The organism is Pseudomonas sp. P4_B3 (genome assembly GCF_056402295.1).
In genome coordinates this window covers 187,535-212,013 of record NZ_JBFUHR010000020.1, presented here as the reverse complement: position 1 = coordinate 212,013, position 24,479 = coordinate 187,535, and the positions used below count along the sequence as shown (strand labels likewise).

The following is a 24,479-nucleotide window of genomic DNA, read 5'->3' as shown; positions in this document are numbered from 1 at the left end:
GTAAAATGACTAATGACGGTATTAAGCGAAGTTTAGCTCAGCCCTTGAGCTTCTCGGCAATCCAGATGGTGTGGCGGGTGCCCTTGTTGCCATGGGCGAAGACCTGCACTTCCTCGGCCTTGAAACCGGCTTTCTTCAGTTTGTCGGAAAATTGCCGGTCAGCGCTGGCCGACCAGACGGCCAGCACACCTTTTGGTCTCAGGGCCTTGGCGCAGGCACTGAGGCCACCGGCGGAGTACAGCCAGCTGTTGGCTTTCTGGGTCAGGCCTTCGGGGCCGTTGTCGACGTCGAGCATGATCGCATCGAAACCCTGGGGTTCGGCTTGCAGGACTTTGGCCACGTCTTCCATGCGAATCACCGTCCGCGGGTCGAGCAGCGGATTGCCAGCCTTCTCGCCCAGCGGTCCACGATTCCACTCAACGACACCGGGAACCAGTTCGGCGACCACCACTTCGGCAGTCTTGCCCAAGTGCTTGAGCGCCGAAGCGAGGGTGAAGCCCATGCCCAGGCCGCCGATGAGCACCCGTGAATTCGGTCGACCGGCGACTTTGCGACACGGGATTTCGGCCAGAGCATCTTCGGAGCCATGCATGCGCGTATTCATCAATTGCCCGCCATCGCCCCCCTGGATCTTGATGACAAAATCCTCGCCGTATTCGAACAGGCACAGGGCACCGCCGTTTTCAGGAATGGGGGTGGTGTCCAGCAGAACGAAACGTTTCATGGGGCTCACTTGAAGAAAATTGGCAGAACACGGGAGGGCAAACAGACGCAGTTCGGAGTAGCCTGTTTATGACGACAAGGTCAACGGAGCCATTGATGAAGCGCACCATTCTAACGGTCATTGCCCTGGCCGCGCTCTCGATAACTGCAGTGCAGGCTCAACAGCTGCAATCGATTCCCGTCAGCCCCGCGCCGATGCCCGGTTCGCCCGGCACCGCGACGCCCACGCCATACCCGCAAATCAGCCCGGCGCCTTTGCCTAAAGTCGGCCCCGGCAGTAGCGGTCCGCCGTTGGTGCCGATTGAAATGCCGAGCCCGCCGACCAAGGACCAGCCGATACCGGGCCTGGAGCCCAATCCGCCGAAAGCCAAATCGCCGGGCGGCTAGACCTGCTGTGAAAGCAGTTGGCCGTCGGCCATGCGCAGGCGTTTGGACAGGGAAACGGCGAGGGCGCGGATGATCTTGGCGGCGATTTTCGGTGCGTCGTTGAGCATCTTTTCCAGCGAGTCCTTGCCCAGGTTGAGCAACTGGCAGTTGCTTGCGGCCACGCAACTGGCCGAGCGCCGTTCGCCGTCGAGCACGGCCATTTCGCCGAACGAGCGGCCGCTGCGCAACGTGGCGATGGTGACGCGTTGCCCGCCGGCGGTGGTTTTCTGCACTGCCACCTGACCGGTGTGGATGATGCACATGAAGCTGCCGGCATCGCCCTCCTGGAAGATCTCCTCGCCCTGGGCAATGGTGCTGATACTGAAGTAGCCCGAAGCCGCGACGAAGTCCGCCGGCAGCAGTTGATTGAACAGGCCGCAATCCATCAGCCAGTCGCGAATTTCGTTGTTCAGAAAGGTTGGTTCTGACATGTCGTGCGGTCTTTTTTGTTGTCTGGTTCGGTTCCGGATATGAATTCACCGCACACCCTGTAGGAGCTGCCGCAGGCTGCGATCTTTTGACTTTGATATTTTAAGATCAAAAGATCGCAGCCTGCGGCAGCTCCTACATGGGTCAGTGTTGTGTCGGCTTCCTGTGTTCGGAACTATGACCCGCACACCCAGCCAAGTTCCTCAGGCAATGCCCAAAACCTTGAACAAAAATGCATATTCGAGTGCTACGTCACGCAATCCCTGATATCGACCGCTCATCCCGCCATGCCCGGCACCCAGTTCAGTCTTGAGCAGCAGGGGATTGCTGTCGGTCTTGGTCGCGCGCAATTTCGCCACCCACTTGGCTGCTTCCCAATACTGCACACGGCTGTCGTTGTAACCGGCGATCACCAGAGTCGCCGGATAAGCTTGTGCGGTGACGTTTTCGTACGGGGCGTAGGCCTTGATCCGATCATGGACGGCCGGCTCTTCAGGGTTGCCCCACTCGTCGTATTCCGTGACGGTCAATGGCAGGTCAGGGTCGAGCATGGTGTTGAGTACGTCGACGAACGGCACTTCGGCGATGGCGGCGCCAAACAGCTCCGGCCGTTGATTGAGCACCGCGCCGATCAGCAAGCCACCGGCGCTGCCGCCGCTGATCGCCAACTGCGGTGCAGTGGTGAAGCCCTGGGCGATCAGGTGTTCGGCGCAGGCGATAAAGTCGCTGAAGGTGTTGTGCTTGTGCTCCTGCTTGCCGGCGCGATACCAGGCTTCCCCCAGTTCGCCACCGCCACGCACGTGGGCAATGGCAAACGCCATGCCGCGATCCAGCAGGCTCAGGCGCGCGTGGGAAAACCACGGGTCGAGGCTTTCGCCATAGGCGCCATAGCCGTAGAGGTACAGCGGCACGGGTTTGCCGAGGTCTGCGCGCTTGATCACCAGGCTGATGGGCACTTGCGTACCGTCCGGTGCAGTGGCCCACAGGCGCTGGCTGACGTAGGCATCGGCATCGAACGGGCCGAGCACCGGAGTTTGCTTGAGCACTTTCTGCTCGCCAGAGGCCAGGTCCAGTTGGCGGATTTGCGCCGGACGGTTCAACGCTTCGTAGCGCAGGCGAATCCGCTCGCTTTCGAACTCCAGGCTGTTTTGCACGTGCAGGCTGTAGGCCGCATCCGGCAGTTGCACGCGATAGGGCGCCAGGCCTTGCGGGTGAACCTCAATGACCGGCAAGCCGCCGACCCGCAGGCTGAGGGTCATGGCCCCGGTGTTCAGGCTGATGCCGTCGATCATCACCGTGTCACTGTGGGGGATCAGGTTCTGCCAGTCGGCTTCGGTGGGCGCGGCACCGGTATCTACAGCGGTGTACAAAGCGAAATTGATGCCGTCACGGTTGCTGCGAATGAACCAGGTCCATTGACCGTCGAGTACGCCGTGGTCGACGTCGTACTCATGCTCCTCGACCCGTGGCGCGATGCAGGTAAAGGCTTGCTGCGGCTGGTTGGCGTCGAGGACCCAGGCTTCGCTGGTGGTCTTGCTGCCCACGGACAGCAGCAATTGCTGCTCGGAGCTTGAACGGTAGCAATGCATGAAGAAGCGCCCGTCCGGCTCATGGAACACTTCTTCGGCCGCCGTGCCGTCCAGTCGATAGCGATACAGCTTGTGCGGACGATGGGTGTCATCCAGTTCGCCAAAGAACAGCGTCAGGCTGTCGTTGGCCCAGGTCATGCTGCCGTCGCAGTCCTGGAATTCCAGTTCACTGACACGGCCGTCGGACAATTCCTTCACGAACAGCGTGTAAATCTCCTCGCCACTGGAGTCGATGCTGTAGGCCAGGCGCTGGTGATCCGGGCTGATGCTGAACGCCCCGAGCGAAAAGAAGCCGCCATTGGCCAGTTCGTTCGGGTCCAGCAGTAGTTGTTCGCGGCTTTCGTCGAGGGTCAGGCTGTCATCGGCCGGACGCGGGCAGCGGTAGTGCCGGGCGTACTCATCGCCCGCCGTGGTGCGGGTGTAATACAGATACGGTCCCCACGGCGAGGGCAGGGACAGATCGGTCTCGAGAATCCGCCCCTTGATCTCTTCGAACAGGGTTTCACGCAGCCCGGCCTGGTCGGCGGTTTGCGCTTCCTGATAGCTGTTTTCGGCCTTGAGGTAGTCGAGCACTGCTTCGGTGTCGCGCTCTTGCAGCCAGGCATACGGGTCGGAGCCATCAGCCATGTGGGCAATCGGAGCGTCGTGAATGTTGGCGGATAGGGGCATGAAGGGCTCTCGAACAGTGTACGGAATAGGGGCTTGGCAACCTGTGGGAGCGGGCCGCGCCCAACAGTCAGGCATTGATGCAGCCTGACGGGCGAAAAGCCGTTATCATAAGCGCCTCTGTGCGACACGCGTAGCGTGTCTCCAAGACTTCGAGGTGTAGAGTCATCTTGAAGGGCTTCCGAAAGGAAGCCAAGAGCTTGGGCACCCAACCCCAAGAAACAAAACCCTCCCAGAAGTCCAATGCCTTCAAGGACTTGCCGCAGCGGCGGTGGCAAACTCAAGGTCGATTAGCGCTCGGTAGCTCGACCGCAGTACCAGATTTTCCGGTACTGGAGTGCCTACTACACATCAGCCCTGTTCAGGGCTAAACCCATGCGGGAGAGAATCCCCGCTGGGGTTCCCTCCTGCTTTTGAAACAGGAGGTAACAATTTCTTTGGGCATGCTGCCTCGGCAGTCCCTGCTCACATCAAACCGGAGACATGAGCGAAAGCTCTGTCTGTCATTGTCCATCTACCTTGCTCGCAAGGTGGCAGCGGACTCGTTGTGCGACCAACGATAGCCTAGGAAGACATGCGTCACTGGTAACGGTGAGGTGTGAAGCTCTTCTCACAATGTAGTCCCCGTCAGGGTGTGCTTTTGCCGCGAGGTAAAGCATAGATACTCGGAGCAGTGCCGGGTTGAGACGCTAGGCTGGTTGGTATGGGTAACGTAAGTGAACTGCTGATAAACGCCGTAATTATGAACAAGCCAAAACTGCTGTCAGGCTTGAGCCAAAAGGCACGTGGTCGGATACCTCTGTAGAGGCTTGAGGTACGTCGTCATAGGACCATCGGTGAAAAGGCAGGCCCTAAACCAATCGTGTGATAGGCAGGGAACGTGGTAAGCCCGTATGGCCGCCTTCGGGCAGGTGAACCGCAAGGGGATCTGTTGGCTGTGCGGGTATGGGATCGCAGAGAAAGCGAAAGCCGGGCTGTAATGGCTCGGATAGGGGTTGGGACATTACCCCACGGGAAACCGGGCAGACTTCTGCGTGGTCTTTCGTCGCATGAACTCTGACTGAACCTGTCTCAATGATCTTAGAGACCCGCAGTATTGGGCCTCCTACTAATCCAACCCTGACGGGAGCGTCCATTCCCGTCAGGGGATGCGTACGTCTTCTGCTCGGGGAAACTTGAGAGGAAGGCAGCATGATAGAGCACAGCCAAATGGCCGTGCCTGCGCTTTCCGGCACTCCGCAACAATGGCATGACATCGATTGGTGTCGTGTTCAGCGGAATGTTCGGGCAATGCAGGTGCGGATTGCGAAGGCTTGTCGGGAAGGCAAATGGCGCAGGGTGAAAGCCCTGCAACGGATGCTGACCCGCTCTCGATCGGCCAGATACTTGGCCGTACGGCGAGTCACTGAAAACCAGGGTAAGCGCACGGCGGGAGTCGACCGCGTGCTCTGGGATACACCCGACGCAAAATGGAAAGCGGCAAATGGGTTGAAGCGTCACGGATATAAGCCACGACCTTTACGGCGTGTGTTCATTCCGAAGTCGAATGGGAAGGAACGCCCTTTGGGTATCCCAACCATGACTGACAGGGCTATGCAGGCGCTGTATTTGCTGGCTCTGGCCCCCATTGCAGAAACCAAGGGCGATCCGAACAGCTACGGCTTCAGGATCGAACGCTCCACGGCGGATGCGATGGGTCAGTTGTTTGTTTGCCTGTCCAAGAAGGTCTCGGCCCAATGGATACTGGAGGCGGACATACAAGGCTGCTTTGATCACATTAATCATGACTGGATGCTCGCCAACGTCCCTACGGACAAAGCGATTCTTCGGAAATGGTTGAAGGCTGGCGTGATTCATAAAGGCCAGCTACAGGCAACGGATGCTGGTACACCACAAGGCGGGATTATCTCGCCTACCTTGGCAAATAGGGCGCTCGATGGTCTGGAAACACAGCTCAAGCAGTATCTGGGCGTGACAAGGGCCAGAAAGCTGAAGATCAACGTGGTGCGGTATGCGGATGATTTTGTGATTACTGGAAACTCGAAAGAGGTACTGGAAAGCGAAATCAGACCTTGGGTGGAGCAATTCCTGGCAGTACGCGGGTTGCAGTTATCCCCTGAGAAAACACATATCGTCCATACCGATCAAGGCTTCGACTTTCTGGGTTGGAATTTCCGTAAGTACGACGGGAAGCTTCTGATCAAACCGAGTAAGAAGAACGTCAAGGCGTTCTATCACAAGGTGAAGGAGGTCATCGACGCCAACAAGATGGCGAAGCAGGAGTATTTGATTCGATTGCTCAATCCCATCTTGAAAGGCTGGGCGCTGTATCACCAGCCTGTAGTAGCCAAGCAGGCCTACAGCCGCATGGATAATTTGTTGTTTCATGCTCTATGGCGTTGGGCAAAGCGGCGGCACCCGAACAAGTCACTGCAATGGATCGGGAAGAAGTATTTCCGAACTCAAGGAAGCAGAAGTTGGGTGTTTGCCACCACGATGTTGGAGGAAAACGGGACAAAAAAGGAGGTCGCTCTGTATTCGCTTGCGAGTACACCGATCGAACGACACAGGAAGGTTAGTGGGGAGTACAACCCCTTCGACCCTTCCATGGAAGAAATGGGCGAGAAGCTGCGGACGGCACAGATGCTGAAAAAGCTGAAGTATCGCAAACAGATTCTCAGTCTCTATCAAAGCCAGAAAGGACTGTGTCTGATGTGCAAACAACCGATTACGAAGGAAACGGGATGGCATGACCATCACATTATCCACCGCACTCATGGCGGTAGAGACACCCTGGATAACCGGGTACTATTGCATCCTATTTGTCACCAACAGCTTCACAGCCGTGGATTGACAGTGAACAAACCGGCTCCGCAAGGGGCTTTCTAAAGACTTGAGCCGTATGCGTTGAAAGGCGCACGTACGGTTCTTAGGGGGAGGCAGGCCAGTAATGGCCTGTCTCTACCCGACTTGCCTGCCTTGCCATGGACACCATGACCGAGAACGACTATCTGATCGCTTGGGGCCTCTACGCCTTCGCCGCTTTGGGCTGCCTGTTGGTGTGGATGCGCTTGACCCGCTGGATGTGGCGCTGGCTGCGTGAGCCGCTACGGCTGGCCATGGCCGTGCTGCTGTTCAGCCCGACCATCATCGACCCGGTCAAGGATAAAGTCGCACCGGCTGTCGCCATTACCGCCCTCGACCTGCTGTTCAAGGTCGGCAACAACGCCTGGCGGGCGATTTCCGATCTGTTCATGTACGGCATGATCGCGTTCGGCCTCTATCTGGTGCTGGTGGCGATCCGTTTCCCTATCGAGCGCGCCTCCAACGCCCGCAAGGAACAGGCTGCCGCGGCCAAAGCCGCCGTGCGCGCCGAAGAACCCGAAGATGATCAACCGTTCGGCGGTGCCGGCGATGATCGTTACGGTCGTCCACCGGTGCCGAGCAATCCTCAGCGGATGCGAGTCGAACCCCGTCTGTAACCTTGCCCCTGCGATTGAGCGAGAGTCCGAGCATGTGTGAGTTATTGGGCATGAGCGCCAATGTCCCGACCGATATCGTGTTCAGCTTCACCGGGCTGATGCAGCGCGGCGGACGCACCGGCCCGCACCGCGATGGCTGGGGCATTGCCTTCTATGAAGGCCGTGGGCTGCGACTGTTCCAGGATCCGGCGGCAAGCTGCGAGTCGGAAGTCGCGAACCTGGTGCAGCGCTATCCGATCAAGAGCGAAGTGGTGATCGGGCACATCCGCCAGGCCAACGTCGGCAAGGTCTGTCTGTCCAACACGCATCCGTTCGTCCGTGAGCTGTGGGGGCGCAACTGGTGTTTCGCCCATAACGGCCAGTTGACGGATTTTCAGCCAGTGGCCAGTTTCTACCGCCCCGTGGGTGATACCGATAGCGAAGCGGCGTTCTGCGATTTGCTCAACCGAGTGCGTGCGGCGTTCCCCGAGCCGGTCGAGGTCGAAGCGCTGCTGCCGGACCTGGTGGCCGCGTGCGCCGAATACCGCAGCAAAGGCGTGTTCAATTGCCTGCTCAGCGATGGCGACTGGTTGTTCTGCTATTGCTCGACCAAACTGGCGCAAATCACCCGGCGCGCACCGTTTGGCCCGGCACGCTTGAAAGATGTCGACGTGATCGTCGACTTTCAGGCCGAAACCACGCCTAACGACGTGGTCACCGTCATCGCCACCGAACCCCTGACCGAAAACGAAACCTGGACCCGTTACGAACCGGGTCAATGGAGCCTGTGGCGGCGCGGCGAATGTGTCAGCCAGGGCAAGACCGAATAAGGATTCAATCCCCATGTTGCTCAGTTATCTACGGCTGGTGTTGTTTGCGGCCGGCTTGTTGATCGGTGTCCAGGTGCCGGGGTTCATCAACGATTACGCCAAGCGGGTCGAAGCCCATCTGATCGAGGCGCAAGCCGGGTTGAGCGGGTTCCAGAACACTGCCAATCAGTTTTTCAAGGGTGACATGCAGGCCCTGGTCGCGCATTACCGCGCCAGCGAAGACCCGATCTTCCGCAGCGATGCCGACAGCCTGAGTAACCTGCTGACCCGCCAACTGGCGCTGGACAAGCAGTTCCAGGCGATGCAGGGGCCGTGGTACATCCGCTTCCTGCAAGTGGTGCTGGCTGCCGATCCGGACATCCGCAAGGAAACCTGGAATGGCTACAGCTACCAGATCCTGTTGACGCCCGAAGCGATGAGCTGGGGCATGAGCGGCGCATTGTTGCTGTCGTTAGGCCTCGAATGCCTGTTCCGCCTGATCGACTGGGTGGTGCTGGGCGGCAAGCGTCTGCGCCAGAGCCGGCCGATCGAAGAGCGGGATTTGCGCGGCTTGTAACACTGTCGAACGTCAAGGAGCCGGCAAGCCGGCTCCTTGCTGGATTACCAATCTATCGAATAGGTCATGCTCAAGGTACGGCCTTCGGCGTTGGGGAATGGCGCTCTGGCGTTGGCCTGGGCGAACAGGTTGACGTACGTGCGGTTGGTCAGGTTGTACACCCCGCCTTCCAGGCGACCGACCGGCAAGTACACGGAGCCGAGCAGGTCCACCAGCGTATAACCCTCGATGTCGCGCCCGTTGTTGTCCTTGGCGGCAGCGTCGTAACTGGACAGGTGCATGCCTTGCAGGCGCAGGGTGTAGTCGTCTTCGGCGTAGCCGACGAACAGCGTGGTCTTGGCCGGTGAAATGCGTGTCGCCGGCAGATCGATCCATTTCCCGTTCTGCTCGGTCTCGCCTTTGGCCCAGGCATAGGTGCCACCCACCGACCAGTGATCGGTCGCGAGGTAGGTCAGGCTATTTTCGATGCCGCGAACCCGCTCCTTCTGGTTGATCAGACGCAAGACACGGTCATTGGCATCGTAGAACTGAGTCACGTCCGAGGTGTTTTCATAGACGGTGACGTCGGCCTGCCACCGGTCCCAGTTACCGCGCCAGCCCAGCTCGTAGCTGTCGACCTTGATGGCCTGGGCGTTGAGGCTCTGGATGTCGAAGGTGCTGTTCACGTCACGCAAGAAGCGCTGGATGTCCGGCAGCGAAAACCCCTGGCTGTAATTGGCGAAGACGTCCTGATGTTCACTCAGGTGATAGACCGCGCCCAGGTTATAGAGCGTCGCGTCGTATTTGAGGGTGTCACCGGGCAGGATGGCGCGTACGCCGGTCTGGACGATCTGACCGTAAGCGATGCTGTCGGAGATGTCGCTTTCGATCCATTCGCGGCGCACACCGCCACGCAAGGTCCAGTCACCGATGTCCCAGGACATCTGCCCGAACAGCGCCTTGGTGGTGGTTTCGATATCCGGGCCCAACTCGTAAGTGGTGCCGGTCTTGGTGTAGGTCAGCCCATTGACGGTGTATTGGTCACCGCGCTGGCGGGAGCGTTCGTGATCATAGTCGGCGCCCCAGACCAGGTTGCCAGTGGCGCTGCCGATGGCCGGCAACGGCGTGTCGATGGCCGCACGCAAGCCGTAGACATCCTGCACGCTGTTGTTGTCGGAGACCCCGGCCTTGCCCCGCGACAGGTCCGGGAAGAACAGCGCGTCGGCCCGGCGCCAGTAGCTTTCCAGTTGCAGGCCCTGGCCGTAGAAGTCGTTGTCGGTATAGTTGAGGTTGGCCGCCTGGTTATGGGTGTAGGGCTGGTCGTCGAGTTTCAGTCCTTTGACCGCCACGGCCTCTTGCCGGTTGTTCGGGTCTTTTGTGTAGCCAGTGTCCTGCTGGTCCTTGTAGTCCTGCAGTGACAGGCTGAGTTTTTTATCGGCATCCAGTTCGTAACCGAAACGACCTTGCAGGTCATAGGTGTCGGTGTCCATGTTGCTGCCCTGGGACGTGTCCTGAGGGATGCGATTGCCGTTGCCGTCGTACTGATCGTTGCGCTGGGTCAGGTCGGCGGACACGTACCAGTCCAGGGCATCCTTGCGCCCGGTCGCACTCTGAAAGGCCTCGTAGGCGAAACCCTTGCTGTTGAGGTTGTTGCCGGTGGTCAGGCCCAGTTTGCTGCTGTAGGCAAGGTCCTGACCCTGGTTGCGCTTGGTGATGATGTTGATGATGCCGCCCGAAGCACCGGCACCATAAATGCTGCTGGCGCCGGAAACCACCTCGATGCGTTCGATACTGGCCGGCGCAATGCTGTTGAGCTGGCGGAAGTTGTCACGCGTGGCGTTTTGCGACACGCCGTCGATCAACACCAGCATGTTGCGCCCGCGCAGGGTCTGGCCGAAGTTGCTCATCCCGCCGCTGGACGGCGCCAGGCCGGGAACCAGTTGCCCCAGAATGTCGGAGACCCGGCGCCCGGCGCCACTCTGTTGGCTGATCTGTTGTTCGTCGATCACCTGGACCGAGCCTGGAATCGAGGCAATGGTCGCTTCGCTGCGCGTCGCGGAAACGACGGTGGCTTGCATGTTCAATGTGCCAGGTTGCTGGTCGGTGTCTTCGGCCCAGGTTTGGGCGCTGAAGGAGCCGAGCAGCGGAATCATCAAGGAAAGTTTGGTTCGGGTCATGAGTTGGTCTTTTTTTTAGTCGTGATAAGTGTTGGTAGACAGGATTGCGGGGTCAGGTGTGGAGGTGAATGAGCGCACCCAGCGGATCCCGATGGCGGCCAGTGCGTAGGTCAACGCCACCAGCCAGAAACTGTGGGCCAGCCCGACCAGCCCCATGCCGATCCCGCCGAGGACGGCACCGAGCAGAGCGCCAGCCTTGGCCGCGCTGTTGCCCAGGCCGAGGGCAAAACCCTGTTGGCTTGACGACACGGTGTTGGCGATCAGTGCATAGGCGACAGGGAGCAGTGCGCCTTGCCAGATGCCCCAGACCAACCGGCTGACGAGAAAACCCAGCCATTCGCTGGCCAGTGCCGTGGCGGCTAGCGTCAGGGCGCAGAGCCAGGCAACGCCTTCGATGACGCGCAGGGTGTAAGCCGGCTGCCAGCGGTCGAACAGACGCCCCCACAGGGGAGCGGAGATGGCCAGGGTCGCGGCGCTCGCCGCGTAAGTCGCACCGATCAGCCAGCCCGGCGCATGCAGAATGTCGGCGACATACAGCGCGTAGAAGGGTTGCGGCATCATCTTCGCGGCTTGAATCAACACGATCACCAACAGGATTCCACCGAGCCAGCCTTTAGGCAGGGCCACCGGCGCAACCGGTTTCTTCGTCGAGGCTCGCGCCTTGTCAGCCGGCAGGAAAAAGCTCCCCAGTGCACACAGCAGGCAAATCGCCGATGCGCCATAACACAGCAGGGCAAACCCCGAGATGTCCATCAGCCAGCCGCCCAGTACCGGGCCGATCAACGAGCCGACGGCGGTCGCCGATTGCAGACGGGCCAGGGTGTGACCGCGCCGGGAGCTCTCGCAGCAGGCCAGGGCATAGGCTTGCGCGGCGGCGATAAACCCGGCCAATGCACCCTGCATCACGCGAATGCCCACCAGCAGCCATGGGTCGAGGGTAATCGCCGCCAGCCCCTGGCACAGCGCAAGTGCCAGCAACGCCCGAACGATCATCGGCTTGTGCCCGGTGCGATCACCCAACCGTCCCCACGCTGGCGTCAGCAGCATGGCCGCCAGCATCGGGCCGGCATACACCAGCGCCGATAGCAGCGAGGTGTAGTCGGCGCCCTCTGCCCCAAGCAGATGCTGGATCTGCAAGGGCCAGAACGGGCCGCTCATTTCCATGGCACCCATGGAGACAAACTGGATGACGATCAGCAGCCGCAACGCACGACCATCAACGAGCATCGGCGTTGGTTCGCAGCGGATTGCTCAGGCGTCCGACGATATCGGCGTGGCTGTCGTGCAAGCGCATGCGCATGAACGATTTGGCCGGCCAATCCTGTTCCAGCAGGGCCTGGCGCTCGCTTTCCCAGCGTCCCGGTTCGACGTGCTCGCGCACGCTCTCGAAGCACTGTTCAACGTGCGTAGCCAAGCGCTCCCAAAGGCTGTTTTCCGGCACATTCCAGTGGCGGGCGCAGAGCAACGTCAACTCACCGAGGTGGCACATGAACGTGGTGTGCAGGAGCTTGTCGCGGACAAAACCGGCGTCGTCGTACAGGGTCATTTTCGGATCGTGCAGCTGGATATCCAGACCCTTGGCGTGCAGGGTTTTGCGATCGATGCGAATGTCGCCGAAGTCACGCAGTAACAGCCGATTCAACTGCCCGTCAGCGCCCATCACCATGAAGCTGTTTTGCTGGTGCGCTTCGAACGCCACGCCATACATCAGGTAGATGCCCAGCAGGCTCGGGACGGCAATCGACAGGTAATCATCGAAGAACGCCAGCATGGCCTCGCTGTCGTCACGACCCTGAGCCAGTTGCACCCAGTCACGCAGCAACGGTTGTTCGAATTCGTTTACGGCGAACAGGCTGCCGACCGGCACGGCCAGTTCGCCTTCTTGCAGCAGGGTCAGCGGGTTGTCGCGGTACAACACGGCGGCATGCCGGGACCGTTCGTCATTGGCCGGTTGTGGCGCGTAGTGCACGCCGATGCGCTCCGGCACGATGTTCAGCAGGCGCTGAATCTGCGGTTCGTGATCGAGAATCTGCAGTAGCAGTTGGCTGATGCGCGGTCCCATCCGGGCCGAGCGCGGCGACACGGTGCGCTGCACGCTGGTCAGGCGCAGGGCCACCGGCAGTTTGACCATCGGCGCAACGCGGCTGGCCTCTGGTACGACCGTGCGGAAGGACATGGTCGGGTGACCGGTGAAGGCAACGATGTCGGTGACGATCAGCAGGTTGTCGGCGATCTCGCCGGCGAACGAATTGGGCAGCTCTTCATTGACTTGCCATGGGTGCGACGGCAGCGGGAGGTAGTCCGTTGCCTCCAGGCCCCGTTGCTGCAAATGCTGCTGCAATTGTTCGGCGGCCTGCGGGAAGTGGCCCTGCCACCAGTCCCAGTAATCGGCGGTGCCGGCCAGTGATTCGACGTGGGCGTACTGACGGTGCAGGGCGCACAGCACAATCGGAAAACTCGCTTCGAATTCCGGCGAGAACGCGATGACCTGCGCAGCGCTCAAGCCCAGTTTGGTCTTGTAGTTCGGATGCCAGGGGTGGCCGAGCGTGCCCCACTGTTCGAGCAATGACGTCGGGTTCTGGTGGTCGGGGCTGGCTTTGAGCCAGGCGAACAGATTGTCGTTGTGCTCGGTGTCGATCTGCTCTCTCAGGCGCTCGGTCCATCCATGGTGGAACGCCAGGCACAAGGTGTCGTTGCTGTAGCTATCGTCCAGCTCGCGGGCCAGACGTTCCAGTACCTGCGGGGAGGCGGGCGGGTTGAGCTGAGTGCTGAGGTGCGCGAGCAGCTCGCTGGGCAACTGGATTTTGTGCGGCAGGCTGTCGGGGGTGTGCAGGACGATGCTGCCACGCACGTCCCAGCTGTTCATTCTTCCGCCCGTCAGGTGGTCGAAGCAAAGCTGCGTACCGTCGCCAAGCGGCAGCCAGCAATGGCCATTGTCGTCGTACTCGCAGGCGTCGGGGTTGATCAGACCTTCGCGAAACAGCGCCTGGATCAGGCGTTGGAAGCAGCGCTGGGCGGCGGGCTCCAGGGCATTGCTCAAATGGTCGAGGGTGATGCGGTGGGACTGGAAGGCCGGAGTGCCGAGAGCTTCGCTCCAGTGCGAGAGCAATTGCTGCTGTTTTTGCGTGTAAGCGCGCATCAAGTCCGACTCCTTCTGGACAGTGGTTTAACTGAATGCGCGCAGAGAATACATTTTTTAAATAATAATGTAAATGATAGTAATTCCTACTTGTGGTGTGGAGAACTCCTTTTCAGAGGCCGACCTGGGGTTTGCTCAAGACCATGTAGCGCTCTCCCACCTTGCGCGCATACTCCTCCAGCACCTGCTGACACAAGGCCACAATCTCCTCGACCCACTCAACGCCCACCCGCCACGACACCACCACCTGCAAGTCGGGTGGTCGCTGATCGATGTCCAGCAAGGTCAACTCGCCGCGCGCCAGTTCCTCGGCCACCAGCACCGGCGGCAACGCGCCGATGCCAAAGCCATCGCGCAGCAGCCGGGTAATGGCCGACACCGAGTTCACGCAGTTCAACCGTGGCGTCATCACGCCATTGGCCTGCATCAGGGCGAGCACTTCCTGATGCGGGTGGGAGTTTTTCGAGTAGGTAATGATCCGCTCTTTCGCCAGATCGGCGACGCCTGAATACTCACGGTTGTACAGGGAATTGCTCGCGACAATCCAGCCCATGGGGTGGCTGGCCAGTTCCAGGCTGCGCACGCTTTCCTGGCGCAGCAGGTCGGTCTGCAGGATCACATCGAGAAAGCCTTTTTGCAGCTGATCGCAGAGGTTGAGCGAGGTATCGGCCACCAGCTCGATTTCCACCAGTGGGTAGTGATCGGTCATCTGCGCCACCAACGGGCTGAGCCAGGTGTGGATCACCGTGTCCATTACGCCGATGCGCACCCGTCCGGCCTTGCTCGAACGGGTCTCGATCGACTGCTTGAGTGCCTGCATGGTGTCCATCATCTGCTCGGCGTAATCGAGCACTTTGAGGCCTTCCGGGGTCAGGCTCACGCCGCGCGAATCCCGCAGAAACAGCTTTACCCCGAGCTCGCCTTCAAGCACCGCAATTCGGCTGGAAATCGAGGCCTGGGTGGTGAAGAGCTTGTCGGCGGTCAGGCGAAAACTCTTGAGTCGGGCGACCCAGACGAAAGTCTCGAGAAACTTCAGGTTCATGGGATAAAGATTTCTTATGTCTAAGGCGGGTTTTTATTAGTTGGACGCAGCAGGGGCGCGCGTCCAAGAATCGACGCATCCGGTTCCCACGATAGGCGTCGTCGGGGCTCAGAACAATACCAATAAAATCAGCGCGGAGATTTGCCATGAGTGCGCCCGACACCACCGCCACCCCGAAAGCCTCGGCCCGTCCGGGACCTTTCGACTGGTATCGCAACATCAATCAGCAGGAACGCCGCACCTTCTGGAGCTGCAAGATCGGCTATGGCCTGGACGGCATGGACACCCAGATGCTCAGCTTCGTGGTGCCGACCCTGATTGCCATGTGGGGCATCACCACCGGCCAGGCCGGGCTGATTCACACCAGCACGCTGATCGCTTCGGCCATCGGTGGCTGGGTGGCGGGGATTCTCTCCGACCGCATTGGTCGTGTGCGCACCTTGCAACTGACGGTGCTGTGGTTTGCCTTCTTCACCTTCCTCTGCGGCTTTGCCCAGAGCTACGAGCAACTGCTAATTGCACGGACCCTGATGGGATTCGGTTTCGGCGGTGAGTGGACGGCCGGCGCGGTGCTGATCGGCGAGGTGATTCGTGCCCAGGACCGTGGCAAGGCCGTTGGCATGGTGCAGTCCGGCTGGGCGCTGGGTTGGGGGCTGACCGCGATTCTGTATGCGCTGCTGTTCTCGGTATTGCCACCGGAGGATGCCTGGCGTGCGCTGTTCATCCTCGGCATCGTGCCGGCGATCTTCGTGATTTTCGTCCGCCGTCTGGTCAAGGACCCGGAAATCTATCGTGAAGCCAAAGCGAAACAGGAGCCGGGCAACCCGTCGAAGTTCTACGAGATCTTCGCCCCCGGCATGCTCTTCACCACGATTCGCGCTTCGTTGCTGACCACCGGCGCGTTGGGCGGCTACTACGCCATCACTTCCTGGTTGCCGACTTTCCTGAAGAACGAACGCGGTTTGAGCGTACTCAATACCAGCGGTTATCTGGCGATGGTGATCGTTGGTTCCTACGTGGGTTATGTCATCAGCGCCTATTTGACCGACATCCTGGGACGTAAAAAGAACTTCATCCTGTTCGCCGTGGGTTCGTTCACCATTGTGTTGCTGTACACCCAACTGCCGGTCAGCAACGGCGTGATGCTGTGGCTGGGCTTCCCGCTGGGTTTCTTCGCCTCGGGGATTTTCAGTGGTATGGGTGCATTCCTGACCGAGTTGTTCCCTACACGCATTCGCGGTTCGGGCCAGGGTTTTTGCTACAACATCGGCCGGGCGCTGGCGGCGTTGTTCCCGCTGCTGATCGGCCTGCTCAGCCAGACCGTGCCGCTGAGTGTGGGCATCGGTGCCTTTGCGGCAGTGTCCTACGGCGTGGTGATCCTCGCGGCCCTGAGCCTGCCGGAAACCCGTGGCAAGCAACTCGACGCCCGGTAACTGATAACCTGCGGGCTTGTCTTACAGATATGTCCCACAGCTAAAAAGATTAATGCCTACAGGAGTGTTCAGCGTGAGCCGCCTGCTATTGAACTGCGACATCGGCGAGAGTTTCGGCAGCTGGACCATGGGTCTGGACGCAGAAATCATGCCCTTTATCGATTGCGCCAACATCGCTTGCGGTTTTCACGCTGGCGACCCGAGCATCATGCGCAAGACCGTCAGCCTGGCCCTCAGCCACGGTGTGCAAGTTGGCGCGCATCCGGCCTATCAGGATCTGGTGGGGTTCGGCCGCCGCTCCATGGCCTATGCCACCCAGGAACTTCAAGACATTCTGCATTATCAGATCGGCGCCCTCGACGGCATCTGCCGGGCTCAGGGCGGGCGGGTCAGTTACGTCAAACCCCATGGCGCGATGTACAACGACATGATGGCCAACCCGGCGCAATTACGCGCCGTGCTGCAAGCCGTGGCGTCCTATGACCGCAACCTGCCATTGATGTTGATGGCGACTCGCGACAACAGCGCCGCCCAACAACTGGGCGATGAATACGGCGTGACGCTGTGGTTCGAGGCTTTTGCCGATCGTGCTTACGACCGCGCCGGCAGGCTGGTGTCGCGACAACTGCCGGGAGCGGTGCATCACGACCCGGAAAAAATCAGCGAGCAGGCGCTGACCATTGCCCGTGGCGATCACCTCACCGCCAGCGATGGCAGCGCCCTGCATTTGCAGGCCAACACCCTTTGCGTGCACGGCGACAACGCCAGTTCGGTCGCTGCCGTACAACGTATCCGTGAAGCCTTGAACCGGCAGAGTGCGTCATGAAGCTGCGGGTTGAAGTGGTGGCGCTGGATTGCCTGATGGTGCGCCTGTTCGATGAAATTGCCGAAACCAACATGCCGTGGATGCTGGCGGCCAGTGAAAGTCTGCGGGCGGCGTTCGCCGGGCATCTGATTGATCTGGTGCCGTCCTACACCACCTTGATGGTGCATTACGACTTGACCGAGCTGAGTCCCGCCCAGGCCCGGGAGTTGATTGCCGAAGCGTTGATCGATCTGTCGCCCAACACCCATGCCCGCGGTAAATGTCATGTGTTGCCGGTGTGGTACGACTTGAGCGTCGGACCGGAGTTGAACCTGTTGTCGCAGCGCAGCGGGTTGGCGGTGGAGGAGGTGATCCGTCGTCACTGCGAGCGTGAATATCAGGTGTTCGCCCTGGGTTTTGCGCCGGGCTTCGCCTTCATGGGGCTGGTGGAAGAGGCACTCGCCGCGCCGCGTCTGAACACGCCACGCAAGAAAGTCGCGGCCGGCAGTGTCGGCATCGCCGAACGGCAGACGGCGGCTTACCCGGTGGTGTCGCCGGGCGGCTGGAACCTGATTGGCCGCACGCCGGCCAAATTGTTCGATCGCAACCGTGACGGCTACAGCCTGATGCAACCCGGTGACACCGTACGGTTCGAAGCGGTCAGCCATGCCGAGTTCATTAACCTGGGCGGTGACGATACGCCACTGGAGGCCCAGGCATGAGCCGTCTGACGATTGAAGCGAGTACGCCGCTGTGCCTGTTGCAGGATGCCGGTCGATTCGGCGTGCGGCATCTGGGTGTGACCCAGGGCGGAGCGGCTGATTGGCGTTCGATGTCCTGGGCCAACTGGCTGCTGGGCAACGGGCTGGATGCGCCGGTGATTGAAATCACCCTCGGCGGATTCACCGTGGTGGCCGAGGAGGAATGCGTGCTGGCCTTGGCCGGAGCGGATCTGGGCGCGCGGGTGGACGGCGAGGCGCTGGCACCGTGGCGCAGTTTCAGGCTGCACAAAGGTCAGCGTTTGCAATTCACCCGGCCGTTGCTCGGCGCCCGGGCCTATCTGGCGGCGCCGGGTGGGTTTGATGCACCGAAAGTGCTGGGCAGCAGCGCGACGGTGGTCCGTGAGGAGCTCGGCGGCCTGGACGGAATGGGCCATGCGCTGGGTAAGGGCGCGTCATTGAGCTATTCGGGCAACTCGGTGATGTTGCTGTGCGAAATGACCGCAGACCAGCGGCCGGACTTGAACCTTGATGCTCCGTTGGACTTGGTCCTCGGTGCACAGATCGGTGAGTTCAGCGGGCAGAGCCTGTTCGACGCGTTCAACAGCGTGTGGAGCCTCGACAGTCGTGCCGACCGGATGGGGATTCGCCTGCTGGGTAAGGCGCTGCAGTACCAGGGCAAACCGATGATTTCCGAGGGTATTCCACTGGGGGCGGTGCAGGTGCCGCCGGATGGGCAACCGATTGTGTTGCTCAATGATCGGCAGACCATTGGCGGTTATCCGCGTCTGGGAGCGTTGACACCGTTGGCGCTGGCGCGACTGGCGCAGTGTTTGCCGGGGGCGCGGGTGCGGTTGCGGCCGGTGGTGCAGGACGTGGCGCACCGCGAGCATGTCGAATATTTGCACCGGTTCAGGTGACCCCCTGTAGGAGCCGGCTTGCCGGCGAAGGCAATCTTGATCCTTGTAGCGACAGATCGGACGCCTTCGCTGCGATGCGGCGACCCGACAAGCCAGCTCCTACAGGACAATGAGCTTACTTGGACAGAAACCGCATCCCTTCTTCCAACCCCCGCAAGGTCAACGGATACATCTGGTCCTCAATCAAATCCCTCACGATGTTGGTCGAGGAGGTATAGCCCCAGGTGTCCTTCGGGTACGGGTTGATCCAGATGAGCTTCTTGTACTTCTCCTTGAACCGCTGCATCCACACGTAACCGGCTTCTTCGTTCCAGTGCTCGACGCTGCCGCCCGCCTGGGTGATTTCGTAGGGCGCCATGGCAGCGTCGCCGATGAAGATCACTTTGTAGTCGGCGCCGTACTTGTGCAGCAGGTCCATGGTCGAGGTGCGCTCGGAGGTGCGGCGCATGTTGTTCTTCCACACCGACTCATAAATGAAGTTGTGGAAGTAGAAGTACTCCAGGTGCTTGAACTCGGTCTTGCAGGCCGAGAACAGCTCCTCGCAAATCTTCACGTGGGCGTCCATTGAGCCGCCGATGTCAAACAGCAGCAACAGCTTGACGGTGTTGCGCCGCTCCGGCCGCATCTGGATGTTCAGTAACCCGGCATCCTTGGCGGTGTGGTCGATGGTGCCATCGATGTCCAGTTCTTCCGCCGCGCCCTGACGGGCAAACTTGCGCAAGCGACGCAAGGCGACCTTGATGTTGCGCGTGCCCAGCTCGACGGAATCGTCGAGGTTCTTGTACTCGCGCTGGTCCCAGACCTTGGCTGCCTTGCCCTGGCGCTTGCCGGCATCGCCGACCCGAATGCCTTCCGGGTTGAAACCGCCGGAACCGAACGGGCTGGTGCCACCGGTGCCGATCCACTTGTTGCCACCGGCGTGGCGTTCCTTCTGTTCTTCGAGGCGTTTCTTGAACTCTTCGATCAGCTTGTCCAGGCCGCCGAGGGACTGGATCGCCGCCCGCTCTTCATCGGTCAGCGAGCGTTCGAACTCCTTGCGCAGCCAGTCTTCGGGGATCAATGCCTGAAGATGATCGTCGAGCTTTTCCAGGCCATTGAAGTAGGCACCGAACGCCCGGTCGAACTTGTCGAAATGCTTTTCATCCTTCACCAGGATCGCCCGGGACAGGTAATAGAACTCGTCCATGTCGGCGAAGGTCACGCGTTGTTTCAGCGCGTTGATCAGGTCCAGCAGCTCACGCACCGAGACCGGCACCTTGGCTGCGCGCATTTCATTGAACAGGTTGAGCAGCATGGCATCAGCCTCTTAGCGGGTGCCGCGACGGCTCATGAACGCCAGACGCTCCAGCAGTTGCACGTCCTGTTCGTTCTTGACCAGCGCACCGGCCAGCGGCGGGATGGCTTTGGTCGGATCACGTTCACGCAGCACCGCTTCGCCGATGTTGTCGGCCATCAGCAGCTTCAGCCAGTCCACCAGCTCGGAGGTCGAAGGCTTCTTCTTCAGGCCCGGCACCTTGCGCACGTCGAAGAACACGTCCAACGCTTCGCTGACCAGGTCTTTCTTGATGTCCGGGTAGTGCACGTCGACGATCCGCTGCATTGTCACGCGGTCGGGGAAGGCGATGTAGTGGAAGAAGCAGCGACGCAGGAAGGCGTCCGGCAGCTCTTTCTCGTTGTTGGAGGTAATGATGATGATCGGGCGCTTCTTGGCCTTGATGGTCTCGTCGATCTCGTAAACGTAGAACTCCATCTTGTCGAGTTCTTGCAGCAGGTCGTTGGGGAATTCGATGTCGGCCTTGTCGATTTCGTCGATCAGCAGGATGACCCGTTCTTCGGATTCGAAGGCTTCCCAGAGCTTGCCCTTTTTCAGGTAGTTGCGAACGTCGTGGACCTTTTCCGTGCCGAGCTGCGAATCGCGCAGGCGGCTGACCGCGTCGTATTCATAGAGGCCCTGGTGAGCCTTGGTGGTGGACTTGATGTGCCAGGTGATCAGCTTGGCGCCAAAGGATTCGGCCAGTTGCTCGGCGAGCATGGTCTTGCCGGTGCCCGGTTCGCCCTTGACCAGCAACGGCCGCTCCAGGGTGATGGCGGCGTTGACCGCCAGCTTCAGGTCATCGGTGGCGACGTAGGCCTGGGTGCCTTCGAACTTCATCTGCTAATCCTCGAACGGTAACGCCGACCTGAACGAGGCAGGGCGGGGCGCTATAAAATGGTCAGCCCCGACTATAACGCGGTGCCCGGTCGACTGTGAACGCAGACGGCTTATTCAGTCTCTGAATGGGGCGTCACATCTTGACTCAGTCTCGGCTGCTGGCCAGTATTGAGCTATCGCCATTTTGGCGATAGCTTGCCGGGTATGTCTACTAAATACCGATTTCGCGACACATACCGCATTCAATTGCGCGAGAAGGATCATCCGCCGCCTCATGTCCACCTGACCGGTGGCGGCCTGGACGTCATGCTCAGCCTGGAAACCGTCGAGGTGATGGTAGGCAGGGCTCCGCCCCTGATCATCAGGGAAGCACTGGATTGGGTCAGGGCCCATCAGGCGCAACTGCTCGAGGACTGGAAACGATGTTACCCATGAAACGACCACGACTGCTGGCCGTACAGGCACTACCGGAGTATCGCCTGGCGTTGACCTTTATTGACGGCCAGCAACTGACTCTCGACCTGAGCCGGGATTTGCTGGCCTTTCCAGGCTTGCAACCATTGCAGGGACGCGCTTTCGATGGCGCGGCTCTGGGTGATGATGGCTGGTGCGTCGAGTGGTCTGAGCAGGACATCCAGATTGGTGCAGACACGTTGTACCTGGATGCGATCGCACAAAATGCCTCCGACGAAAATACCCGGATCTTCATCGACTGGCGCGCTCGCACCGGGTTGTCACTCACACAGGCCGCCGAGGCGCTGGGGGTCAGTACCCGCAGCATCAGTCGTTACAGCCGTGGCAAGGAAGCGGTGCCGCGGTCCCTGGCACTGGCCTGTCTTGGGTGGGATTTCCTGCAGTTGCAAGCGAATGCGCCACGGGCGGCCGAGGAAACAGGCCGCTACACAGTCACTCGTTCTCAATGAGGTAGTCGCGCACCAGATAGGGCAAGGCGATGTGTAGCGATATCAGCAGTACAACGAAGCCGAAGAGGGACCACAGGGGCCAGTTGTATCGACGTTTCATGGTGGCAAACCTGCGGCGATCCAAAGCCATTGGCTGCACTGATAAGCGGACGTTCGACCCGACTGGACGCCTGCGGGCAAGAGGCTTACCTTGATGCCCTATTTCAATGCTGTCGTTAAGGACCCAGCCATGAGCCGCATTTTCGTTGACAACGCCCACTCCATCGGCAACACGCCGCTGGTGCAGATCAATCGCATTGCGCCGCGTGGTGTGACCATCCTGGCCAAGATCGAAGGGCGCAACCCGGGTTACTCGGTCAAATGCCGGATCGGCGCGAACATGATCTGGGATGCCGAGAGCAGCGCAAAACTCAAGCCGGGCATGACCATCGTCGAACCGACCTCCGGCAATACCGGCATCGGCCTGGCCTTCGTGGCCGCCGCCCGTGGCTACAAACTGATGCTGACCATGCCGGCGTCCATGAGTATCGAACGCCGCAAGGTGCTCAAGGCACTGGGTGCCGAACTGGTGTTGACCGAGCCGGCCAAAGGCATGAAGGGGGCCATCGAGAAGGCCGGTGAAATTGTTGCCAGTGACCCGTCGAAGTACTTCATGCCGGCGCAATTCGACAACCCGGCCAACCCGGCCATCCACGAAAAAACCACGGGTCCGGAAATCTGGAACGATACCGACGGCGCGATCGATGTGCTGGTGGCAGGCGTCGGAACCGGTGGAACCATCACCGGGGTTTCACGGTATATCAAGAATACCCAGGGCAAGCCGATACTCTCGGTAGCGGTGGAGCCGGCGGTGTCGCCGGTGATCACCCAGACCCTGGCCGGTCAGGAAATCAAGCCGAGCCCGCACAAGATCCAGGGCATCGGTGCCGGTTTTGTGCCGAAGAACCTCGATTTGTCGATCGTCGATCGGGTGGAGTTGGTCAGTGACGAAGAGTCCAAGGCCATGGCCTTGCGCTTGATGCAGGAAGAAGGAATCTTGTGCGGGATTTCCTGCGGCGCCGCCATGGCCGTGGCTGTTCGGCTGGCGGAGACCCCGGAAATGCAGGGCAAGACCATCGTCGTGATCCTGCCGGATTCCGGTGAACGTTATTTGTCGAGCATGCTGTTCAGTGATCTGTTTACCGAACAGGAGAATCAGCAGTAAGCGCTGAACATTGATGGGTCGTGGCTGGCGGTGATGCTTGAGGCGTTATCACTGGCTGCGATCTATTGATCGGGTCCGGTTGATGATGGATTTGCATCAGCCAGCGTTCAGGCGTTTCATGTTAGGAAATGTTTTGTTGCACATTCATTTATAATGAATGTTGAAAAGTGCAGGTTTTTCGCCGGATCGGTAGTGTTTATCATGCCAGCAGCCACGTCGGGCAATGGACGTGGCGCAATGTCGCTTATCTTCAAAGGAGTTGTTGATGACCTTATCGTTTGCCGCGAAGGCCTCGTTGTTGCTGCTGTTTCTCGGCAGCACCCTCTATGTGCATTTGCGCGGCAAGGCGCGTCTGCCGGTGTTGCGCCAGTTTGTTAACCATTCGGCACTGTTCGCACCCTATAACGCCTTGATGTACCTGTTTTCCGGTGTGCCATCGAAACCGTATCTGGATCGCAGCAAGTTCCCGGAACTGGATGTGCTCAGGGACAACTGGGAAGTGATTCGCGATGAAGCGATGCACTTGTTCGACGAGGGCTATATCCGTGCGGCGGCAAAGAACAACGACGCCGGTTTTGGCTCGTTCTTCAAGAAGGGCTGGAAGCGTTTCTACCTCAAGTGGTATGACAAACCGCTGCCTTCTGCCGAAGCCTTGTGTCCGAGAACCGTGGAATTGGTCAGCAGTATTCCCAACGTCAAGGGCGCTATGTTTGCGCTGCTGCCGGGCGGCAGCCACCTCAACCCGCATCGTGATCCGTTTGCCGGCTCCCTGCGTTATCACCTGGGGCTGTCGACACCGAACTCCGACGATTGCCGTATCTTTGTCGACGGTCAGGTTTACGCCTGGCGCGATGGGGAAGACGTGATGTTCGACGAAACCTACGTGCACTGGGTCAAGAATGAAACGGAAAAGACCCGCGTCATCCTGTTCTGCGATATCGAGCGTCCACTGAGCAATCGCTTCATGACCCGCATCAATCGCAGTATCAGCGCCTGGCTGGGTCGTGCGACTGCACCGCAGAACCTTGATGACGAGCGCGTAGGAGGGATCAATAAAGCCTATGCCTGGAGCAAGAATTCCAGCGACAAATTCAGCGGCATGGTCAAGCAGTGGAAGCGTCGAAATCCAAAGGCCTACCGCGTGATGCGCCCGGTTTTGGCGGTGGTGGTGCTGACGTTGTTGGGGTATTGGCTGTTTGGGTGACATCCGCTCTCGGAAATAAAAAAACCGCTCGTTGTGAGCGGTTTTTTTATGGTTCTTCACGGAGTTCCGAGCCCCTCCGAACGCACAATGCGGACGCTGTGC

The 24,479-nt window shown here is 59.9% G+C and carries 22 protein-coding genes and 1 pseudogene; 13 read left to right on the top strand and 10 right to left on the bottom strand.

The features are described from left to right. Positions 1-37: 37 nt before the first annotated feature. Complete coding sequence (locus AC1DWG_RS23205) at positions 38-724, bottom strand: spermidine synthase (RefSeq protein ID WP_007898703.1); 687 nt, start codon at positions 722-724, stop codon at positions 38-40. Positions 725-819: 95 nt separating this feature from the next. Between AC1DWG_RS23205 and AC1DWG_RS23200 the strand changes: the two genes are divergently transcribed. After that, positions 820-1,110, top strand: a complete 291-nt coding sequence (locus AC1DWG_RS23200; RefSeq protein ID WP_477762596.1) for a hypothetical protein — start codon at positions 820-822, stop codon at positions 1,108-1,110. Here AC1DWG_RS23200 and AC1DWG_RS23195 read toward each other — a convergent pair. Together AC1DWG_RS23195 and AC1DWG_RS23190 are read right to left on the bottom strand one after the other, a co-directional pair. Further along, positions 1,107-1,580, bottom strand: coding sequence for a cyclic nucleotide-binding domain-containing protein (locus tag AC1DWG_RS23195; protein WP_477762595.1), 474 nt, complete (start codon positions 1,578-1,580; stop codon positions 1,107-1,109). The two genes, AC1DWG_RS23200 and AC1DWG_RS23195, sit on opposite strands and share 4 nt — an antisense overlap. Positions 1,581-1,781: 201 nt before the next feature. Continuing rightward, positions 1,782-3,836, bottom strand: coding sequence for a S9 family peptidase (locus tag AC1DWG_RS23190; protein ID WP_477762594.1), 2,055 nt, complete (start codon positions 3,834-3,836; stop codon positions 1,782-1,784). 1,188 nt (positions 3,837-5,024) lie between these two features. Between AC1DWG_RS23190 and ltrA the strand changes: the two genes are divergently transcribed. The 4 genes from ltrA to AC1DWG_RS23170 all read left to right on the top strand — a co-directional run bounded on the left by ltrA (position 5,025) and on the right by AC1DWG_RS23170 (position 8,680). Further along, the gene (gene ltrA / locus AC1DWG_RS23185) at positions 5,025-6,722 is read left to right on the top strand and encodes a group II intron reverse transcriptase/maturase (RefSeq protein WP_477788396.1); all 1,698 of its coding nucleotides are present in this window, start codon (positions 5,025-5,027) and stop codon (positions 6,720-6,722) included. A gap of 95 nt (positions 6,723-6,817) precedes the next feature. Then, entirely contained in the window at positions 6,818-7,315 is a 498-nt protein-coding gene (locus AC1DWG_RS23180) for an MFS transporter (protein WP_477760658.1), read from the top strand. A 32-nt stretch (positions 7,316-7,347) separates the two neighbouring features. Further along, positions 7,348-8,124 carry a class II glutamine amidotransferase gene (locus AC1DWG_RS23175; protein ID WP_477788395.1) on the top strand — a complete coding sequence of 259 codons (777 nt, stop codon included), beginning with the start codon at positions 7,348-7,350 and terminating at the stop codon, positions 8,122-8,124. Between the two features lie 13 nt (positions 8,125-8,137). Next, positions 8,138-8,680 carry a DUF2937 family protein gene (locus AC1DWG_RS23170; RefSeq protein WP_477788394.1) on the top strand — a complete coding sequence of 181 codons (543 nt, stop codon included), beginning with the start codon at positions 8,138-8,140 and terminating at the stop codon, positions 8,678-8,680. Between the two features lie 44 nt (positions 8,681-8,724). On the opposite strand, the gene AC1DWG_RS23165 is transcribed toward AC1DWG_RS23170, so the two are convergent. From AC1DWG_RS23165 to AC1DWG_RS23150, 4 genes are all read right to left on the bottom strand, one after another. Next, a complete protein-coding gene (locus AC1DWG_RS23165) occupies positions 8,725-10,836 on the bottom strand; it encodes a TonB-dependent receptor (RefSeq protein WP_477788393.1) in 2,112 nt (703 codons plus the stop codon). A 15-nt stretch (positions 10,837-10,851) separates the two neighbouring features. Then, entirely contained in the window at positions 10,852-12,063 is a 1,212-nt protein-coding gene (locus AC1DWG_RS23160; RefSeq protein WP_477788392.1) for an MFS transporter, read from the bottom strand. Continuing rightward, positions 12,053-13,975, bottom strand: a complete 1,923-nt coding sequence (locus tag AC1DWG_RS23155) for an IucA/IucC family protein (RefSeq protein ID WP_477788391.1) — start codon at positions 13,973-13,975, stop codon at positions 12,053-12,055. Before AC1DWG_RS23155 ends, AC1DWG_RS23160 begins: the two co-directional genes overlap by 11 nt. Before the next feature lie 112 nt (positions 13,976-14,087). Continuing rightward, positions 14,088-15,017 carry a LysR family transcriptional regulator gene (locus AC1DWG_RS23150; RefSeq protein WP_477788390.1) on the bottom strand — a complete coding sequence of 310 codons (930 nt, stop codon included), beginning with the start codon at positions 15,015-15,017 and terminating at the stop codon, positions 14,088-14,090. A 146-nt stretch (positions 15,018-15,163) separates the two neighbouring features. On the opposite strand from AC1DWG_RS23150, the gene AC1DWG_RS23145 reads away from it, so the two are divergent. The 4 genes from AC1DWG_RS23145 to AC1DWG_RS23130 all read left to right on the top strand — a co-directional run bounded on the left by AC1DWG_RS23145 (position 15,164) and on the right by AC1DWG_RS23130 (position 18,894). Further along, the gene (locus AC1DWG_RS23145) at positions 15,164-16,450 is read left to right on the top strand and encodes an MFS transporter (protein ID WP_477752897.1); all 1,287 of its coding nucleotides are present in this window, start codon (positions 15,164-15,166) and stop codon (positions 16,448-16,450) included. Positions 16,451-16,523: 73 nt separating this feature from the next. Further along, complete coding sequence (locus AC1DWG_RS23140) at positions 16,524-17,276, top strand: 5-oxoprolinase subunit PxpA (RefSeq protein WP_477762587.1); 753 nt, start codon at positions 16,524-16,526, stop codon at positions 17,274-17,276. Further along, positions 17,273-17,977 carry a 5-oxoprolinase subunit PxpB gene (pxpB, locus tag AC1DWG_RS23135; RefSeq protein ID WP_477762586.1) on the top strand — a complete coding sequence of 235 codons (705 nt, stop codon included), beginning with the start codon at positions 17,273-17,275 and terminating at the stop codon, positions 17,975-17,977. Before AC1DWG_RS23140 ends, pxpB begins: the two co-directional genes overlap by 4 nt. Next, positions 17,974-18,894 carry a 5-oxoprolinase subunit C family protein gene (locus AC1DWG_RS23130; RefSeq protein ID WP_477762585.1) on the top strand — a complete coding sequence of 307 codons (921 nt, stop codon included), beginning with the start codon at positions 17,974-17,976 and terminating at the stop codon, positions 18,892-18,894. The genes pxpB and AC1DWG_RS23130 overlap by 4 nt, the downstream gene beginning before the upstream one ends. 115 nt (positions 18,895-19,009) lie before the next feature. Here AC1DWG_RS23130 and AC1DWG_RS23125 read toward each other — a convergent pair whose 3' ends face one another. Next, positions 19,010-20,188: a vWA domain-containing protein gene (locus AC1DWG_RS23125; protein ID WP_008049176.1), complete on the bottom strand. Its 1,179-nt coding sequence runs from the start codon at positions 20,186-20,188 to the stop codon at positions 19,010-19,012. Between the two features lie 12 nt (positions 20,189-20,200). Beyond that, positions 20,201-21,046, bottom strand: a complete 846-nt coding sequence (locus AC1DWG_RS23120; protein WP_007984829.1) for an AAA family ATPase — start codon at positions 21,044-21,046, stop codon at positions 20,201-20,203. A gap of 204 nt (positions 21,047-21,250) precedes the next feature. Between AC1DWG_RS23120 and AC1DWG_RS23115 the strand changes: the two genes are divergently transcribed. Continuing rightward, complete coding sequence (locus AC1DWG_RS23115) at positions 21,251-21,481, top strand: DUF4160 domain-containing protein (RefSeq protein WP_191624905.1); 231 nt, start codon at positions 21,251-21,253, stop codon at positions 21,479-21,481. Further along, the gene (locus AC1DWG_RS23110) at positions 21,469-21,969 is read left to right on the top strand and encodes a DUF2442 domain-containing protein (protein WP_477762584.1); all 501 of its coding nucleotides are present in this window, start codon (positions 21,469-21,471) and stop codon (positions 21,967-21,969) included. Before AC1DWG_RS23115 ends, AC1DWG_RS23110 begins: the two co-directional genes overlap by 13 nt. On the opposite strand, the pseudogene AC1DWG_RS23105 reads toward AC1DWG_RS23110, so the two are convergent. Continuing rightward, positions 21,968-22,069: pseudogene (locus AC1DWG_RS23105) on the bottom strand (hypothetical protein); the annotation flags it as partial. The gene AC1DWG_RS23110 and the pseudogene AC1DWG_RS23105 overlap by 2 nt on opposite strands. Before the next feature lie 129 nt (positions 22,070-22,198). Between AC1DWG_RS23105 and cysK the strand changes: the two are divergent. Continuing rightward, complete coding sequence (gene cysK, locus AC1DWG_RS23100; RefSeq protein ID WP_477752902.1) at positions 22,199-23,173, top strand: cysteine synthase A; 975 nt, start codon at positions 22,199-22,201, stop codon at positions 23,171-23,173. Positions 23,174-23,438: 265 nt separating this feature from the next. Beyond that, positions 23,439-24,377 (top strand): aspartyl/asparaginyl beta-hydroxylase domain-containing protein, encoded by a 939-nt coding sequence (locus AC1DWG_RS23095; protein WP_477762582.1) that lies wholly within the window; start codon positions 23,439-23,441, stop codon positions 24,375-24,377. Positions 24,378-24,479: the final 102 nt, after the last annotated feature.